18 protein-coding genes are annotated in these 14,556 nt (G+C 71.3%); 4 read left to right on the forward strand and 14 right to left on the reverse strand.

All coding sequences use genetic code 11. The features are described 5' to 3' along the window. Nucleotides 1–3: 3 nt before the first annotated feature. Genes ABKA19_RS13385 through purM form a run of 3 tightly spaced genes read right to left on the reverse strand, consistent with a single transcriptional unit; the run spans nucleotide 4 to nucleotide 2,595 of the window. Nucleotides 4–804, reverse strand: coding sequence for a DUF3108 domain-containing protein (locus ABKA19_RS13385; RefSeq protein ID WP_353689311.1), 801 nt, complete (start codon nucleotides 802–804; stop codon nucleotides 4–6). Nucleotides 805–851: 47 nt separating this feature from the next. Then, a complete protein-coding gene (purN, locus tag ABKA19_RS13390; RefSeq protein WP_353689312.1) occupies nucleotides 852–1,535 on the reverse strand; it encodes a phosphoribosylglycinamide formyltransferase in 684 nt (227 codons plus the stop codon). Nucleotides 1,536–1,545: 10 nt separating this feature from the next. Then, a complete protein-coding gene (gene purM / locus ABKA19_RS13395) occupies nucleotides 1,546–2,595 on the reverse strand; it encodes a phosphoribosylformylglycinamidine cyclo-ligase (protein ID WP_353689313.1) in 1,050 nt (349 codons plus the stop codon). A gap of 161 nt (nucleotides 2,596–2,756) precedes the next feature. Here purM and ABKA19_RS13400 point away from each other — a divergent pair, with 161 nt between their 5' ends. Genes ABKA19_RS13400 through hda form a run of 3 tightly spaced genes read left to right on the forward strand, consistent with a single transcriptional unit; the run spans nucleotide 2,757 to nucleotide 5,759 of the window. Next, nucleotides 2,757–3,854, forward strand: coding sequence for a DUF2066 domain-containing protein (locus tag ABKA19_RS13400; RefSeq protein WP_162377583.1), 1,098 nt, complete (start codon nucleotides 2,757–2,759; stop codon nucleotides 3,852–3,854). Between the two features lie 25 nt (nucleotides 3,855–3,879). Continuing rightward, nucleotides 3,880–5,049: an AI-2E family transporter gene (locus tag ABKA19_RS13405; protein ID WP_353689314.1), complete on the forward strand. Its 1,170-nt coding sequence runs from the start codon at nucleotides 3,880–3,882 to the stop codon at nucleotides 5,047–5,049. Continuing rightward, a complete protein-coding gene (hda, locus tag ABKA19_RS13410; protein WP_353689315.1) occupies nucleotides 5,046–5,759 on the forward strand; it encodes a DnaA regulatory inactivator Hda in 714 nt (237 codons plus the stop codon). Before ABKA19_RS13405 ends, hda begins: the two co-directional genes overlap by 4 nt. A 30-nt stretch (nucleotides 5,760–5,789) precedes the next feature. Here hda and ABKA19_RS13415 read toward each other — a convergent pair whose 3' ends face one another. The 11 genes from ABKA19_RS13415 to ABKA19_RS13465 all read right to left on the reverse strand — a co-directional run bounded on the left by ABKA19_RS13415 (nucleotide 5,790) and on the right by ABKA19_RS13465 (nucleotide 13,792). After that, nucleotides 5,790–6,314 (reverse strand): hypothetical protein, encoded by a 525-nt coding sequence (locus ABKA19_RS13415; RefSeq protein WP_353689316.1) that lies wholly within the window; start codon nucleotides 6,312–6,314, stop codon nucleotides 5,790–5,792. 159 nt (nucleotides 6,315–6,473) lie between these two features. Next, nucleotides 6,474–6,953, reverse strand: a complete 480-nt coding sequence (locus ABKA19_RS13420) for a hypothetical protein (RefSeq protein WP_353689317.1) — start codon at nucleotides 6,951–6,953, stop codon at nucleotides 6,474–6,476. A 106-nt stretch (nucleotides 6,954–7,059) separates the two neighbouring features. Beyond that, entirely contained in the window at nucleotides 7,060–7,584 is a 525-nt protein-coding gene (locus tag ABKA19_RS13425; protein ID WP_353689318.1) for a hypothetical protein, read from the reverse strand. A 132-nt stretch (nucleotides 7,585–7,716) separates the two neighbouring features. Further along, nucleotides 7,717–8,430, reverse strand: a complete 714-nt coding sequence (locus ABKA19_RS13430) for a PDZ domain-containing protein (protein WP_353689319.1) — start codon at nucleotides 8,428–8,430, stop codon at nucleotides 7,717–7,719. 74 nt (nucleotides 8,431–8,504) lie between these two features. Then, complete coding sequence (locus ABKA19_RS13435; protein WP_353689320.1) at nucleotides 8,505–9,029, reverse strand: hypothetical protein; 525 nt, start codon at nucleotides 9,027–9,029, stop codon at nucleotides 8,505–8,507. A 13-nt stretch (nucleotides 9,030–9,042) separates the two neighbouring features. Continuing rightward, the gene (locus tag ABKA19_RS13440) at nucleotides 9,043–9,438 is read right to left on the reverse strand and encodes a hypothetical protein (protein ID WP_353689321.1); all 396 of its coding nucleotides are present in this window, start codon (nucleotides 9,436–9,438) and stop codon (nucleotides 9,043–9,045) included. Continuing rightward, the gene (locus ABKA19_RS13445) at nucleotides 9,425–9,973 is read right to left on the reverse strand and encodes an RNA polymerase sigma factor (protein ID WP_353689322.1); all 549 of its coding nucleotides are present in this window, start codon (nucleotides 9,971–9,973) and stop codon (nucleotides 9,425–9,427) included. The genes ABKA19_RS13440 and ABKA19_RS13445 overlap by 14 nt, the downstream gene beginning before the upstream one ends. 38 nt (nucleotides 9,974–10,011) lie before the next feature. Next, a complete protein-coding gene (gene murU, locus ABKA19_RS13450) occupies nucleotides 10,012–10,713 on the reverse strand; it encodes an N-acetylmuramate alpha-1-phosphate uridylyltransferase MurU (RefSeq protein ID WP_353689323.1) in 702 nt (233 codons plus the stop codon). A 1-nt stretch (nucleotide 10,714) separates the two neighbouring features. Next, nucleotides 10,715–11,719 (reverse strand): aminoglycoside phosphotransferase family protein, encoded by a 1,005-nt coding sequence (locus ABKA19_RS13455; RefSeq protein WP_353689324.1) that lies wholly within the window; start codon nucleotides 11,717–11,719, stop codon nucleotides 10,715–10,717. Between the two features lie 149 nt (nucleotides 11,720–11,868). Next, nucleotides 11,869–12,138 (reverse strand): GlsB/YeaQ/YmgE family stress response membrane protein, encoded by a 270-nt coding sequence (locus ABKA19_RS13460; RefSeq protein ID WP_353689325.1) that lies wholly within the window; start codon nucleotides 12,136–12,138, stop codon nucleotides 11,869–11,871. A 145-nt stretch (nucleotides 12,139–12,283) separates the two neighbouring features. Further along, nucleotides 12,284–13,792 carry a M20 family metallopeptidase gene (locus tag ABKA19_RS13465; protein WP_353689326.1) on the reverse strand — a complete coding sequence of 503 codons (1,509 nt, stop codon included), beginning with the start codon at nucleotides 13,790–13,792 and terminating at the stop codon, nucleotides 12,284–12,286. Between the two features lie 202 nt (nucleotides 13,793–13,994). On the opposite strand from ABKA19_RS13465, the gene ABKA19_RS13470 reads away from it, so the two are divergent. Further along, nucleotides 13,995–14,348 carry a ComEA family DNA-binding protein gene (locus ABKA19_RS13470; protein WP_353689327.1) on the forward strand — a complete coding sequence of 118 codons (354 nt, stop codon included), beginning with the start codon at nucleotides 13,995–13,997 and terminating at the stop codon, nucleotides 14,346–14,348. Nucleotides 14,349–14,556 lie beyond the last annotated feature (208 nt).

Raw genomic sequence — 14,556 nt, forward strand, 5'->3', positions numbered from 1 at the left:
TTTCTACACTCCTCGGTATTCGACCAGTCGCAGGTCGATTTCGTCTTCGCCGTCCTTGCGTTGCAGGATGCGGATCGGCGTGGGTACGCCGCTGGCGACCCACAGCACGGTCTGGTCGCCGTCGCTGGACGTGCGAGCCACGCGCAGCGCGTCGTAGCTCATGTCGCCAACGGCCATGATCTCCGGTTCGCCCGCGGCCTGGTACACGTAGTCGCGCGCGCGCCCCAGGTCGACCATGCGGTAGTTCAGGGTCGCGCCCGGCACGGCGTCGCGCATGATGGCCAGGTTGATCAGCAGGGCGCTCATGTCGCCGGCCTGCAGCGGCAGGGGACGGCGGCGCTCCTTCTTCAGGTCGCCCTGCCAGTGCGCCTGCATCGTAGACCAGTCGTAGACGCCGCTGACTTCCTTGCCGAACAGCATCGCCTTGCGCGCGGTGGCCTGGGTCAGCGGTCGGTATTCGCCTTCATGCAGGTCGAACACCGTGCTCTGCTGCAGGTTCAGTCGTGCCAGGCCTGCGATGCCGCGTTCGCCGTGGATGGTCAGGTCGATACGCCAGCGGCCGGGGCCGTCGCCGCGCACCAGTTGCATGGTCGCGCTGCCCGCGGGCTTGCCCTGGTAGAGCGCTTCGTAGGTCGCCAGGAACGGTTCCAGGGTCGGCGCCTGGCGCTCGGCCGGTGCCGCCACCGTTTCGGCCGCGACCGCCGGGGCCGGGACGGGTGCCGCTTCCTGCGCGCACAGGGGCCCGGCCAGGGCCAGGCAGAAGGCGAACAGCGGCAGGCGCGGAAGCGGCGGGAAGGGGGGCATGGGGAACAGGCTTCGGATGGCGGGTCCAGCATGCCCGGAAAGCGGTGTCAGCTGCGTGATTCCGGGCGCAGGCTCCCGGCGGAATCTAGTGCCAGCGGACTAAACAGGGTCTGACCATCGAGCCGGACCTGACCGCCCTGTTCAGCCAGGCGGCCGGCGGTGGCCAGGGCCAGCGTCGCCACCACCAGCGCGTGTTCGCGTGGCAGCAGCCGCGCGGCCAGCGTTTCGGGCGCATCGCCGGGCAGCACCGGAATCCGTACCTGGGACACGACCGCGCCCGCATCCAGTTCGGGCACCACGAAGTGCACGCTGGCGCCGTGTTCGGCATCGCCGGCCTCCAGCGCGCGGGCGTGGGTGTGCAGGCCCTTGTAGCGGGGCAGCAGCGAGGGATGCACGTTGAGCAGGCGACCGTCGAACTGGCGCACGAAGGCATCGCCGAGGATGCGCATGTAGCCGGCGCAGAACACCCAGTCCGGCCTGCTGGCCTCTACGGCCGCGGCGAGGGCCGCATCGAACGCGGCGCGGTCCGGGTAGTCGCGCGGCCGCCCGCTCCAGCGCAGCGCCGGCGGCACGCGCTCCAGCGCCGGCGCGCCGGGCCGGTCGGAGAACACGCCGGTCACTTCCGCCTGCAGGTGGCCGGTGGCGATGGCGTCGAGCACCGCCTGCAGGTTGCTGCCGCGACCGGACGCCAGCACCGCCAGGCGCGGCTTGCCTCCGCTCGCGCGGGTCATCTGGCGCGGGTCAGCCGATGTGGACGCGTTCGCCGTCGCCGGCGTCCACGACCTGGCCGATCGCGCGATGGGCCAGCCCCTGCGCGTCGAGGCTGGAGGACACGGCCGCCATCGCCGCCTGCGGGACCACCAGCACGAAGCCGACGCCGCAGTTGAAGGTGCGCCACATCTCCGCGTCGGCCACCGCCCCTTCGCGCTGCAGCCAGTCGAACACCGGCGGCAGCACGATCGCGGACGCCTCGATCCGCAGGCCCAGGCCGTCGGGGATCACGCGGATGATGTTCTCGGTCAGGCCGCCGCCGGTGATGTGGGCCATGGCGTGGATCGACTCGCCGTGTTCGCGCAGCAGCGCCAGCACCGGCTTCACGTACAGCCGGGTCGGCGCCATGAGCGCGTCGGCCAGGGCCACGCCGCCGACCTGCAGGTCCGCCGGGCGGCCTGCGCGGTCGTAGATCCGGCGGATCAGCGAATAGCCGTTGGAGTGCGGGCCGGAGGAGGCGATGCCGAGCAACACGTCGCCCTTGCGCACCTTCGCGCCGTCCAGCAGCTGCGATTTCTCCACCGCGCCGACCGCGAAGCCGGCCAGGTCGTACTCGCCAGGCGGGTACATGTCGGGCATCTCGGCGGTCTCGCCGCCGATCAGGGCGCATCCGGACTCGGTGCAGCCGGCGGCGATCCCGCCGACCACGGCCACGGTGGTCTCCACGTCCAGCTTGCCGGTGGCGAAGTAGTCCAGGAAGAACAGCGGCTCGGCGCCCTGGACCAGGATGTCGTTGACGCACATGCCGACCAGGTCGATGCCGATGGTGTCGTGCCGGCCCAGCTGCTGGGCCAGCTTGAGCTTGGTGCCGACGCCGTCGGTGCCCGAGACCAGCACCGGCTCGCGGTACTTGTTCGACAGGTCGAACAGCGCGCCGAAACCACCGAGGCCGCCCATCACCTCCGGGCGGAAGCTGCGCTTGACCAGCGGCTTGATCCGCTCGACCACCTCGTTGCCGGCGTCGATGTCCACGCCCGCGTCGCGGTAGGTCAGGGGGGCGGGCGTGGGGGTCTGGCTCACGTGCAGGGCCTGCGGCGGGGATCGGGGAGCGGATTCTACCAGCCGGGCCTGCGGCCGGCCCGTCCTCCCGGGCCTGCAGCCGCTCCTGCGCCGGCGCGTGATTGGCGCACTGACGGCATTCGCGCAACAATTCCGGCATCGACCGCCCCTGAGGACCCCGCATGCGCGCAAGCCGTGCCCCGAGCATCCGGTTCCCGCTTATCGCCCTCGCCGGGCTGTGCCTGCTGGCGGCCGTCCTCGCGCCGGTCCATGCCCAGGAGGCGCTGCGCACGGAAGGCGACGTCGCCAGCGCGCAGGGCCTGTACGCGGCCGAGGTGCCGGTCAACAGCCAGACCGAGCAGGCGCGCGAGGCCGGCTACGCCCGCGCATTGGCGCAGGTGCTGGAGAAGCTCTCCGGCGATGCCGGCGTGGTCAACCGGCCGGGCGTGGCGCAGGAGCTGCGCAATGCCCGCGGCTACGTGGACAGCTACGACTTCCGCCAGGACCAGGGCCTGTCGCCGGCCGGTGCGCCGACCTTCAGGACCATGCTGGTCGTGCGCTTCGTCCCGGAGGCGGTGGACACGATGGTCGCCGCGCTCGGCCTGCCGGTCTGGGCGCAGCCGCGGCCCAAGCCGGTGCTGTGGCTGGCGATCGACGATGGCAGCGGCCCGCGCCTGCTCACGACCGGCCAGGTCAACGCGGCGCGCAGCGTGCTCGATCGCGCCCAGGACCGCGGCTACCGCCTCGGCCTGCCGTCCGGCGGCGCGGCCGAGCAGGCCGCCGTCGGCGCGATCTGGCGCAACGATCCCGCCGCCGTGGCCCGCGCCTCGGCCCGCTACAGCCCGCCGATGCAGCTGATCGGCAAGCTCTACCGCAGCGGCGCGGGCTGGACCGCCGACTGGACCTTCGTCGACTCCGGGCGCGTGCTGGCGACCCGCTCGGTCAGCGACGGCGATGCGCGGCGGGCCATCGCCAGCGGCGCCGACGTGGCGGCCGACGCGCTGGTGCAGCGCTACGCCAAGGTGCCCCCGTCCGAACCCGCCGGCACCTACCGGGTGGCCTTCACCGGCCTGCGCAACGCCGAGGACTACCTGCGCGTGTCGGCGATGCTGCAGAAGATGCCGGTGGTGCGGCGGATCGCCCCGGCCCGCGCCGACGGCCAGCGCGTGGAGTTCGACCTGGACCTGCTCACCGGCATGGCCGGGTTCCAGCGCATGCTCGGTGCCGACGCGCCGGTGGTGGCGGTGGAAGGCGTACCGATGGAGTACCGCATTCGATGAATGACGTTTCGATGGGCAGGATCCGATGAACGAGGCGCCGGAGTACGAGATCGCGCGATTCCTGCGCCAGCTGAGGTGGCTGGCGGTGGTGTCGGTGGCGGTGTGGCTGGTATGGATGCTGGCGCCGATCCTCACGCCGTTCGTGCTCGGCGCCCTGCTGGGCTGGCTCGGCGACCCGCTGGTCGACCGCCTGCAGCGCCGCGGCCTGTCGCGCAACCTGGCCGTCGCCCTGGTGTTCGGCGCGATGGTGCTGGTGGTGGTGCTGGCGCTGCTGATCCTGGTGCCGCTGCTGGAGCGGCAGGTCGTGACCCTGATCGAAGCGGCGCCCGAGTACCGCGACTGGATCCTGCAGACCGCGCTGCCGTGGCTGGAGCAGAAGACCGGGCTGGACCTGATCGGCTGGCTCGACAGCGAGCGCATCACCGAGTGGGTAAAGAGCCACTGGGCACAGGCCGGCGGGGTCGCCGCGGCCGTGTTCGGCTACGTCTCGCGCTCGGGCGTGGCGATGCTGGCCTGGGTCGCCAACATCGTGCTGCTGCCGATCCTGACCTTCTACTTCCTGCGCGACTGGGACATGCTGGTGGACCGCGTGGCCGCGCTGATCCCGCGCGACCACATCGGCACCGTGACCCGGCTGGCGCGCGAGTCCAACGACGTGCTCGGCGCGTTCCTGCGCGGCCAGTTCGTGGTGATGATCGCGCTGGGCGTGATCTACGCGGCCGGCCTGTCGCTGGTCGGGCTCAAGCTGGGCCTGCTGATCGGCTTGGTCGCCGGATTGATCAGCTTCATCCCGTACCTGGGCGCAACCACCGGCGTGGTCCTGGCCGTCGTGGCCGCGCTGGTCCAGTCGCAGGGATTCGACCTGCAGTTGCTGGTCCTGGTCGGCGTGGTGTTCACCGTCGGCCAGATGCTCGAGAGCTACGTGCTGACCCCGCGCATTGTCGGCGACAAGATCGGCCTGCACCCGATGGCGGTGATCTTCGCGATCATGGCCGGCGGCCAGCTGTTCGGCTTCCTCGGCATGCTGCTGGCGCTGCCGGTGGCGGCGGTGGCCAACGTGCTGCTGCGGTTCGCGAAGGAACGCTACCGCGAGAGCGAGCTGTACGCGGGCGAACACGTGCCGATCGTGCTCGACTCCTACGTCGATCCGGGGTCGGTCGCCGAGGCCGCGCGGCGGGAACCGGAACAGTCGTGAGCGGGACCCCCGGGGCCACGCCCCAGCTGCCGCTGTCGTTGCGCTATCCACCCGACCAGCGGCTGGAAAGCTTCGTCGACGCCCCGCCCGGCGCGATCGCCCAGCTGCGCGCGCTGGCGCGCGAGGCGGGCGCGGACTGGCTCTACGTCGAAGGGGGCCCGGGCACCGGCAAGACCCACCTGGGCCTGGCGGTGTGCGCCGAAGCCGAGCAGGCCGGTCGTCGCGCCGCCTACCTGCCGCTGCGTGCCGCCGCCGGGCGCCTGGGCGATGCGCTCGAGGCGCTCGATCGCGCCGACGTGGTCGCGCTGGACGGCCTCGACGCCGTTGCCGGCGACCGCACCGACGAGGTGGCGCTGTTCGACTTCCACAACCGTGCGCGTGCCGCCGGGCGCGGCGTGGTCTACCTGGCGGCCGCGCCGCCGGCGGCGTTGCCGCTGGCGCTGCCCGACCTGCGCTCGCGGCTGGGGCAGTGCGCGCGCGTCGTACTCGGGCCGCTGGACGACGACGGCCGCCGCAGGGTCCTGCGCGACCGCGCGCTTCGGCGCGGCCTGGTACTGGAAGAGGCCGCGATCGACTGGCTGCTCACGCGCACCGGTCGCGACCTGGTCCAGCTGCTTGCCCTGCTCGATCGCATCGACCGCGAATCGCTGGCCGCGCAGCGCCGCGTCACCGTGCCGTTCCTGCGCCGGATGCTGTCCGGCGCCGCCTGAGCCCGGCGGTGCGGGCATGCGGCGATGGCATCACGGGCAGTGTTCGGGGCGCATGTCCCAGACCACCGGCTCCCAGTAGGCGTTGTCGCGGATGCTGTCGGCGTCGAGCCGGTCGCGCAGCAGCTTCGCCCCGATCGCGTAGCTGACACCGGGTTGCACGTCGAGCTCGACCTTCTTGTACGCGCGCTGCTGCTCGAGCCGCTTCATCTTCGAAATCTGCGCGTTCGCCGCGGCCGGCACGCGCTTGGGGTCGATCCGGTCGGCGATGGTCAGCACGTGCGCCCCGGGTTCGACCGGGTACCGGTTCCGGCGGCCCGACGGCGTGCTCTTGCCGTCGATCTGGGTGATCGTGGCGTCGAAGATGTCGCGGCTTTCGGGGATCTCGCCCTGGCTCACCGTGACATAGGCGCACGTGCTGGACGGATCGGAAGGAACCTCCGGCGGCGCGGCCGCGGCGGGGCTGGCTGGCGGCGCGCTGGCCGTCGTGGCGGCCTGTGGACCGGCGAAGGCGGTGGAGGCGAGCAGGACGGTCGCCAACAGGGGCATGCGCAACATGGTCGTTCTCCGGACGGATGGTCCAGCAGCGTGGGCGCGGCGTCGTCCATCCGCGCCAGACGGCGCAATTTCGCCTGAAAACGGGATGCGGGAAATAGGCCTTGGGGCCAATGCGGCGGGCCTGCTCGGCCCGTCCGCAGGCGACTGTCCTGCCGCCGCTCAGGGGCAGGGTTCGGCGCGCTCCTCCCAGACCACGGGTTCCCAGTAGGCGTTGTCACGGATGCTTTGCACATCGAGGCGGTCGCGCAGCAGCCGCGCGCCGACCGCATAGCTCACGCCAGGCTCCACCTTGACCGTGAACGGCTTGTACGCACGCTGCAGCTCGAGGCGCTTCATCTTCGCGATCTGCGAGACCGCCGCACCGGGCAGCCGGTGCGGGTCGATGTGGTCGGTGACGGTGAGCACGCGCTCTCCCGGCTGCACCGAATGGCGGTTGCGCGAATCCAGGGGCGTGCTGCGTCCATCGATGCGGGTGATCTCGACCGGGAAGATGTCCTGGCTCTTGGGGATGGTGGCGCGCTGGTCGGTGACGTAGCCACATGTACTGCCCGCGGCACCGACTGCCGGCGCAGGCGGGTTTCCGCTGGCATGGGCATGACCCGCCAGCAGCAGCGAAGCGATCAGGATGGGACGCAACATGGGGCTTTTCTCCGTTTCGTGCGCATCGCCCGATCGGGCACGCGCGGGGCAGGCAATGCGAACCAGCAAGCTGGAACGCGCCGGAACGGCCGTCAGCGGCGGCCGTTCACTTGCACGGCTGCGCCCGCTGGTCCCATACCACCGGCTCCCAGTAGGCGTTGTCGTGGATGCTGTCGACGTCGAGCCTGTCGCGCAGCAGGCGTGCGCCGACCGCATAGATCACGCCCGGCTTCACCTCCACCTCAAGCTTCTTGTAGGCGCGCTGCTCCTTGAGGCGCTTCATCTTCTCGATCTGCGCGATGGCCGCGGCGGGCAGGTCATGCGGTGGAATCGCATCGCTGAGCGTGAGCACGCGCGTGCCCGGCTTGGTGCGGTAGCGGTTCTCCGGCCGCAGTGGCGTGCTCTTCCCGTCGATCTGGGTGATATCGACGGGGAAGATGTCCTGGCTGGTGGGCGTTTCGCCCTGCCCGTCGGTGACGTAACCGCAAACGCTGGCCGGATCGGCCGAAACCGCGGGCGGATTGGGTGCCGGCGTGGCCTGGGCGGCCGAGGGCGGGGCAGCAGGCGGACTGGGGTTGGCACTGGCCGCGCAGGCGAGGAACAGCACCGACAATACCGCGAAGCGTTTCATGGTCGTCTCCGGATCGGTGGAATGGGCCGACAGAGGCATCGGACAGTTCATGCGTGCCGGCGATCGGAGCGTTGTTCGCCTTAAGCCGGTGTGAAGTGTCGCCGGGCACGTGGTTCGGGTGCAGGGGCCGGGTCAAGGGCATGCTTCCTTGAGCGATTGCCATACGAACGGAACCCATCCCGCGCCGGCGACGGGCTTTGCGCCGACGTAGTAGGTCGTGTCCGGTTCGATCTCCAGCACGAAGGCCTTCGACTGGTAGGTGGACAACGGACGCGTCGCCGGCTGCGGGACGCGCTCGCGGGTGATGATCGCGCGGGTGCCGGCCGGCACGGCATGGCGCTGTCCGCCGGGCAGCGGCACGCTGCGGCCCTCGATCTGGGTGATGTCCAGCGCGCGTACGTCGCTGCTCGCCGGCAGGCCCTCGATCGTGGCGACGACCTTGCCGCAGCGGGTACCGGCCGGCGCGCGGCGCGGGTCCGCCGTGCCGGTGATCCGCATCGGCTGGCCGCCGCGCACCAGTTCCACGTCCAGGCCGCCATTGCCGGCAGCGAGTGCACGGCTCAACGCCTCGGCCGGCCGCGCCACGCCGGCCAGTGCCTGCCCGTTGATCGATTGCAGCCGGTCTCCCGCGCGCAATCCCGCGCGTTCGGCCGCAGCGCCCGGGGTAACCGCCAGCACCCGCAGGCCGGCGGGATCGGACCGACGTACGTCGATCACCGCGCCGAGGTCGAACGCGGCGGCAGTCGCCTGGCGTGCCGTCTGCGCCACCGCCTGGCCGGCGACCATGCCGCACCCGCACAGCAGGGCCAGCAGGCAGGCCCTGGACAGGCCTGCGTGCCATCGCATCCGGTCTTCGCCGGTCTTGCGGCGGGGAAGCGGGCACGGCCGCGAGGAGGGTTGGCTGGTCATCGCGTTTCCCCTCAGCGGCATTCGCGCGGCACTTCTTCCCAGACCACCGGCTCCCAGTACGCGTTGTCGCGGATGGAGCCGGTGTCCAGGTGGTCGCGGTGCAGGCGGACGCCTACGCGTTGCAGCGTGTCGGCGCGCACATCCACCAGCAGGGGCTTGAAGTAGCCGGTGAAATCCTTGCGCCGCCGCATCTTGTCGATCTGGGCCTGTTGCGCGGTGCCCAGGTGGGCGCGCGGGATCGCCTCGGCCACGACCAGCAGGTGCTTGCCCGGCTGCAGGCGGTAGCCCTCTCGTACCATGCGCGGCCGTTCGCCGTTGATCTGCATGATGTGGCCGGGATAGATGTCCATGCTCTCGGGCGTGGCGGCCGTGCCGGCGCCGACGATGCCGCAGGCCTCGTCGGCGCCGGGCGTGTCCGGATCGAGCGCAGGCGCCAGCGCCGGCACGATGCCTGCCTGCGCGTGGACAGGCCCGGCCACTCCCAGCGCCAAGGCCAGGGTGATCCGCAGAAGCCGCCGGCGAGGGCCCTGGCGCATGGTGATCTCCGTTTCAGATGTCGTTGACGTTCGAGGCGCCGTCGCGCGGCGCGTGGTGCTGAACGAGCAGGGCACGGCGCGCCTCCCACAGGGGTGCCACTTCGTCGTCGCTGGCACCACGCTCGTAGGCCGTCTGCAGCGCCTGGTCGAGCGCGCGCACCCGCTCGTCGGTGCCGTGCCCGGCAAGGACGGGCGGGTGCGCGGCCGGATCGGGCGACCGCGTGGGCCGGTCCGGCCAGGCGGACACCAGCAGCAATGCCGCCAGCGCGGTCGAAGCCAGGCCGGTGCCGATGCGTCGCCGGCGCAACTGCCGGCGACGCTGCTCGCGGACCCGTGGCCACAGCGAATCCGGGACGGGCGCTTCGGGCATGCTTTCCAGCAGGCGCTGGAGTTGGTCAGGATCGTTCATTGCCTGCTCCCGGTTCCAGGTGTCCGCGCAGCCGCGACAACGAGCGCGAGAGGATCGATTTGGACCAGCTGGGACTGCGTCCGAAGCGGTGCGCCAGCTCCTCGTGCGACCAGCCTTCCATCTCGTGCAGCCAGACCAAGGTACGTGCGACGGGTGGCAACCGTCGCAACAGCCCATCGGCTTCGGCCACCGTCGCCGGCGACGGCCCGTCGTCCGGGGCGTGCAACAACGCATCGTCGTCGGCGTGGTGGCGGCCGCGGCGCAGGCGGTCGATCGCCAGGTTGGCGGCCACGCGCTTGAGCCACGGACGCAGCGGGGTGTCTTCGCGCAGGCCCGACAGGAAGCCGAACATGCGCAGGAAGGTGTCCTGGACGATGTCTTCCGCTGCGGCCGCGTCGCCTGTCAGGCGGAAGGCCAGGGCATGGATGGCGCGCGCATGGCCGTGGTACAGCGCTTCGAACGCGGTTTCGTCGCCGCGACGGGCGCGGCGCAGCAACGCCGGTTCGGTGGTTTCGTCCTTCGCGGCTTCGTCCATTGACAGGTGGTACGGGCGGGACGGCGGTTCCGTCGCACTCAGCCCGGCATCGCGCGCAGCTGGCGGTCCAGCTCGGCCAGGCGTTCGGGCGTGCCGACGTCGGTCCACTGGCCTGCATGGTGCTCGCCGGTCACCGCGCCCCGGGCCATGGCCCTGCGCAGCAGCGGCGCGAGACGGAAGCGCGGCGGCGCGCCCGGCTCGCCCTCCACGGTATCGCGCCAGTCCAGGAGCACGCCGGCGCGGTAGACGCCGATGCCCGAGTAGGTAAGGCGCGCCGCGCCGACGGCGGAGACGCCACCGCTCGCCTCCAGGGAGAAGTCGCCCAAAGGATGGTGCGCAGGGTTGTCGACCAGCACCAGGTGCGCATCGCCACGCGGCTCGCGCGGCAGCGCGGCGAAGTCGCAGTCCGTCCAGATGTCGCCGTTGACGGCGAGGAAGGGCGCCTCGCCCAGCAATGGCAGCGCATGCAGCATGCCGCCGCCGGTTTCCAGCGGTGCCGGGCCTTCGTAGCTGTAGTGGAGGCGCATGCCCCAGCGCGAGCCATCGCCGAGCACCTCCGGGAAGCGGTGCGCCAGCCACGAGGTGTTGACCACGACCTCGGTCACGCCCATCGCGGCGAGTTTCTCCAGGTGCCAGGCGACCAGCGGCTTGCCGCCAGCTTCCAGCAACGGCTTGGGCGTGTGGTCGGTGAGCGGGCGCATGCGCTCGCCCAGGCCGGCGGCGAAGACCAGGGCGCGCATGTCAATCCCCGCGCGGCCGGGTGACGTCGAGGCCGCCAATGGCGCGCTCGAGCAGTCCGATCATCGGCCGGATCTCCTGGTGGCGGTTGCCGACGTCCCGCACGTATTGCCACACCAGGGGCAGGTCGGCCAGGTAGCCCGGCTTGCCGTCGCGGTAGGCGAGCCGGCAGAAGATGCCGAGCACCTTGATGTGCCGCTGCAGGCCGACCATGTCGAACCAGCGCGCGAACTCGTCCTGTCCGGCGTCGGTCAGGCCAAGCGCCACCGCGCGCCGACGGTAGTCCTCGCACCAGGCCGCCACCCGCTCCGCGGGCCAGGCGATGTAGCAGTCGCGCAGCAGCGAGGCCAGGTCGTAGGCGAGCGGGCCGCGCATCGCGCCCTGGAAATCGATCACCCCGGGCATGTTGTCGGCCACGACCAGCAGGTTGCGCGAATGGAAGTCGCGGTGCATGAAGCACTGCGGCTGCGCATGTGCGGCATTGAGGATGGCACGGAACGCGGACTCGATCGGATCCCAGTCCTCGCATTCGGGCAGGAAGCCCAGGTGGCGGCGCAGGAACCATTCGGGCATCAGCTCCAGTTCCATCACCATCCACGGTTCGTCGAACGCGGGCAGGCCCTCGGGGGACACCTGGGTCTGCATCGACAGGATCGCGTCGATCGCCGGCGCGTACAGCGCGTCGGCGCTGCCGGCATCCAGCTCGGGCAGGTACAGGCGATCGCCCAGGTCTTCCATCAGCACGAAGCCCTGCTCGACATCGCTCGCCCGCACCGCCGGGGTGTGCAGGCCGGCCTGCGCCAGGCGCGCGCCGATGTCCAGCCACGGGCCGATGTCCTCGCGGCCGGGCGGGGCATCCATGACGATCCAGCTCGAGCCGCCGCTGGACGTGCGCCAGTAACTGCGGAAGCTGGCGTCCGCCGAGGCCACCTCCAGCTCCAGCGTGGGATCGGACAGGGCCTGGCGGGTCCAGGCCAGGCGCTGGTCGGCGCGGTCGGTGGAGGACATGGGTGCATCGGTCGGGAACAGGTGCACAGGGTAATCGCGGCGCATGGCGGCAGGCGAGTGCGTCCGGTGCGGCCGACCCGGGGCCGGCGGAAACGGAAAGACCCCGCCGGGCGGGGTCTCTCCAGGTCGGCTGGGCCGTGGTGCGGGCGTCAGCCCTTCTTCTTGCGCAGCATGCCGTACAGGAACAGCAGCACGATCGCGCCGACCACCGAGGCGATGAAGCCGGCCGGCTCGCCGGGCGCGTACCAGCCGACCGCACCGCCGATGAACCAGGCCAGCAGTGCGCCGGCGATGCCCAGCACGATGGTCCACAGCAGGCTCAGCTTGTCGTCGCCCGGCTTGAGGGCGCGCGCCAGCAGGCCGGCGACCAGGCCGATGAAGACCGTCCAGATGATGCCACCACCAAAGATCTGTTCCATGCGGGAAGCTCCGGTTGGTTGCGCGGGGGCGCGCCCAGCTTATCCCTGCGCGGACGACGCTGCACTTCGGCGCTCCCGGGCCGTGGAAAGGAAAGCCCCGGGTCGCCCCCGGCGCTTCCTGGACTGCTTCACGGCGCCGGCGAGCTCAGCAGCAGCCGTGGTCGCCGTGCGCCTGGCCGCCGGCCACCGCGCCGACGCCGGTGGTCTCGCCGCGGACGCTGGCCTGGTAGTGCTCGGCGATCACGTGCGAGACACACTGGGTGACGCGCTTGCCCATCGGGATGTGCAGGAACTCGTTGGGGCCGTGGGCGTTGGAATGCGGGCCGAGCACGCCGGTGATCATGAACTGCGCGCCCGGGAACTTCTCGCCGAGCATGCCCATGAACGGGATCGTGCCGCCTTCGCCCATGTACATCGCCGGCTTGCCGAAGGCGGCCTGCGAGGCCGCCTCGATCGCGGCGGTCAGCCATGGCGACTGTGCCGGTGCGTTCCAGCCGGTGGAGGCCTTCTCCAGGTCCAGCTCGACCGTCGCCCCATTCGGCGGATCGGCCAGCAGCACCTCCTTGAGCAGGTCGCCGGCGCGCTTGCCGTCCAGCGTCGGCGGCAGTCGCAGCGATAGCTTCACCGAGGTGTGCGGACGCAGCACGTTGCCGGCCGACGACAGCGGCGGCATGCCGTCCACGCCGGTCACCGACAGCGCCGGGCGCCAGGTGCGGTTGAGCACCAGCTCGGTCAGGTCGTCCGACATCGGGGTCATGCCCTCGAGGAACGGGAACTTGCTGAAAACCTCGTCCCCCAGCACGCCGGCGACCTTCCCCGCCTGCTCCTGGCGCTCGGCCGGCACCTCGACGTACAGGCCCTCGACCTTGATCCGGCCGGTGGCCTCGTCCTCCAGCCGCGACAGCAGCTGCCGCAGCAGGCGGAAGCTGGATGGGACGATGCCGGAGGCGTCGCCCGAATGGACGCCCTCGCTGAGCACCTTCACCGTCAGGTTGCCGCCGGCCAGGCCGCGCAGCGAGGTGGTGCACCACAGCTGTTCGTAGTTGCCGCAGCCCGAATCCAGGCACACCACCAGCGACGGCTTGCCGATGCGCGATGCCAGGTGGTCGACGTAGGCGGGCAGGTCGTAGCTGCCCGATTCCTCGCAGGCCTCGATCAGCAGCACGCAGCGCGCGTGCGGCACGCCCTGTTCCTGCAGCGCCTGGATCGCGGCCAGCGAACCGAAGATCGCATAGCCGTCGTCCGCGCCGCCGCGGCCGTAGAGCCGGTCACCCTTGAGCACCGGGATCCACGGGCCCAGGTCGGGGTCCCAGCCGGTCATTTCCGGCTGCTTGTCCAGGTGTCCGTACAGCAGGACGGTATCGTCGCCGGACTGGTCGCCGCTGGCGGGCACTTCGGCATAGATCAGCGGCGTGCGGCCTTCCAGGCGCACTACCTCGACCTGCAGGCCCGGGATCGACTGCGCCCTGGCCCACGCCTCCATCAGGGCGACCGCGGCATCCATGTGCCCGTTCGCCTGCCAGTCCTTGTCGAACATCGGCGACTTGTTGGGGATGCGGATGTAGTCCACCAGCTGCGGGACGATATCGGCATCCCATTTGCGGGCGATGAAGTTCTCGGCAGCGGCGTGGTCGAGCCGGGCGGTGGCGGGCATGGCGGATCCGGAGGAAGCAGGGAAGCATCCATTCTACGCCGCTGCCTGCGCCCGGGAATTTCCTACAGGTGAACGAGGGGGCCTCCGGCCCTGCGCGGGTGTTGCGGCGATGGGTGCGCACCTGCCGGCGGGGAACACTGGCTGCGCCGCCCGCGGGTGGATCTCCGCGGCGGCCATCCGTCTTCCAACAAGGAGTGTTGCCATGAATCCGTTCTTCCTCGTGTTCAAGTCGCTGCTGCTGTCGATGCTGTTGCTGGCCGGCAGCGCGTTCGCCGCCGACAAGGTCGACATCAACCGCGCCGATGCCGCCCAGCTGGAGGCCTCGCTGGTCGGGATCGGACCCGCCAAGGCCCAGGCGATCGTCGAGCACCGCAACGCCAACGGTCCGTTCAAGAGCGCCGACGAGCTGGCCCTGGTGAAGGGGATCGGCCTGAAGACCGTGGAGCGCAACCGCGACCTGATTGCGGTCGGGGCCCCGGCCAAGGCGGCCAAGCCCGGCGCCGCCCCGGCGAAGCCGGTGGCTGGCGGCACGCCCAAGCCCGTCGCGCGCCGCTGAGCAGGTGGCCGCTCGCGGCTGCCACCTGCGTAACAAGACCAGCGTCCCACGGCAGGGAAGCCGATGTGGATAGCGCACCCGCGGGGTGCGCGGGCAGGAAGCCGCAGGAGCGCCGGTCCCGCAGGAAGCGGTGCCGGTGCGTGTCGCCAGGACGGCGGCGCAGACAGGCAGGAGGCCGACAGGGACGTGCCCAGTGTCGCCCGGCGGT

This window comes from Pseudoxanthomonas sp. Soil82, assembly GCF_040446535.1.
GTDB classification, from domain to species: domain Bacteria; phylum Pseudomonadota; class Gammaproteobacteria; order Xanthomonadales; family Xanthomonadaceae; genus Pseudoxanthomonas; species Pseudoxanthomonas kaohsiungensis.

What these genes read in the sequence shown, in the direction of transcription:
- ABKA19_RS13385 (WP_353689311.1), bottom strand. Translation starts at nt 804, where the DNA reads ATGCCCCCCTTCCCGCCGCTTCCGCGCCTGCCGCTGTTCGCCTTCTGC.
- purN (WP_353689312.1), bottom strand. Translation starts at nt 1,535, where the DNA reads ATGACCCGCGCGAGCGGAGGCAAGCCGCGCCTGGCGGTGCTGGCGTCC.
- ABKA19_RS13400 (WP_162377583.1), top strand. Translation starts at nt 2,757, where the DNA reads ATGCGCGCAAGCCGTGCCCCGAGCATCCGGTTCCCGCTTATCGCCCTC.
- ABKA19_RS13405 (WP_353689314.1), top strand. Translation starts at nt 3,880, where the DNA reads ATGAACGAGGCGCCGGAGTACGAGATCGCGCGATTCCTGCGCCAGCTG.
- ABKA19_RS13415 (WP_353689316.1), bottom strand. Translation starts at nt 6,314, where the DNA reads ATGTTGCGCATGCCCCTGTTGGCGACCGTCCTGCTCGCCTCCACCGCC.
- ABKA19_RS13420 (WP_353689317.1), bottom strand. Translation starts at nt 6,953, where the DNA reads ATGTTGCGTCCCATCCTGATCGCTTCGCTGCTGCTGGCGGGTCATGCC.
- ABKA19_RS13425 (WP_353689318.1), bottom strand. Translation starts at nt 7,584, where the DNA reads ATGAAACGCTTCGCGGTATTGTCGGTGCTGTTCCTCGCCTGCGCGGCC.
- ABKA19_RS13430 (WP_353689319.1), bottom strand. Translation starts at nt 8,430, where the DNA reads ATGCGATGGCACGCAGGCCTGTCCAGGGCCTGCCTGCTGGCCCTGCTG.
- ABKA19_RS13435 (WP_353689320.1), bottom strand. Translation starts at nt 9,029, where the DNA reads ATGCGCCAGGGCCCTCGCCGGCGGCTTCTGCGGATCACCCTGGCCTTG.
- ABKA19_RS13440 (WP_353689321.1), bottom strand. Translation starts at nt 9,438, where the DNA reads ATGAACGATCCTGACCAACTCCAGCGCCTGCTGGAAAGCATGCCCGAA.
- ABKA19_RS13445 (WP_353689322.1), bottom strand. Translation starts at nt 9,973, where the DNA reads ATGGACGAAGCCGCGAAGGACGAAACCACCGAACCGGCGTTGCTGCGC.
- murU (WP_353689323.1), bottom strand. Translation starts at nt 10,713, where the DNA reads ATGCGCGCCCTGGTCTTCGCCGCCGGCCTGGGCGAGCGCATGCGCCCG.
- ABKA19_RS13455 (WP_353689324.1), bottom strand. Translation starts at nt 11,719, where the DNA reads ATGTCCTCCACCGACCGCGCCGACCAGCGCCTGGCCTGGACCCGCCAG.
- ABKA19_RS13460 (WP_353689325.1), bottom strand. Translation starts at nt 12,138, where the DNA reads ATGGAACAGATCTTTGGTGGTGGCATCATCTGGACGGTCTTCATCGGC.
- ABKA19_RS13465 (WP_353689326.1), bottom strand. Translation starts at nt 13,792, where the DNA reads ATGCCCGCCACCGCCCGGCTCGACCACGCCGCTGCCGAGAACTTCATC.
- ABKA19_RS13470 (WP_353689327.1), top strand. Translation starts at nt 13,995, where the DNA reads ATGAATCCGTTCTTCCTCGTGTTCAAGTCGCTGCTGCTGTCGATGCTG.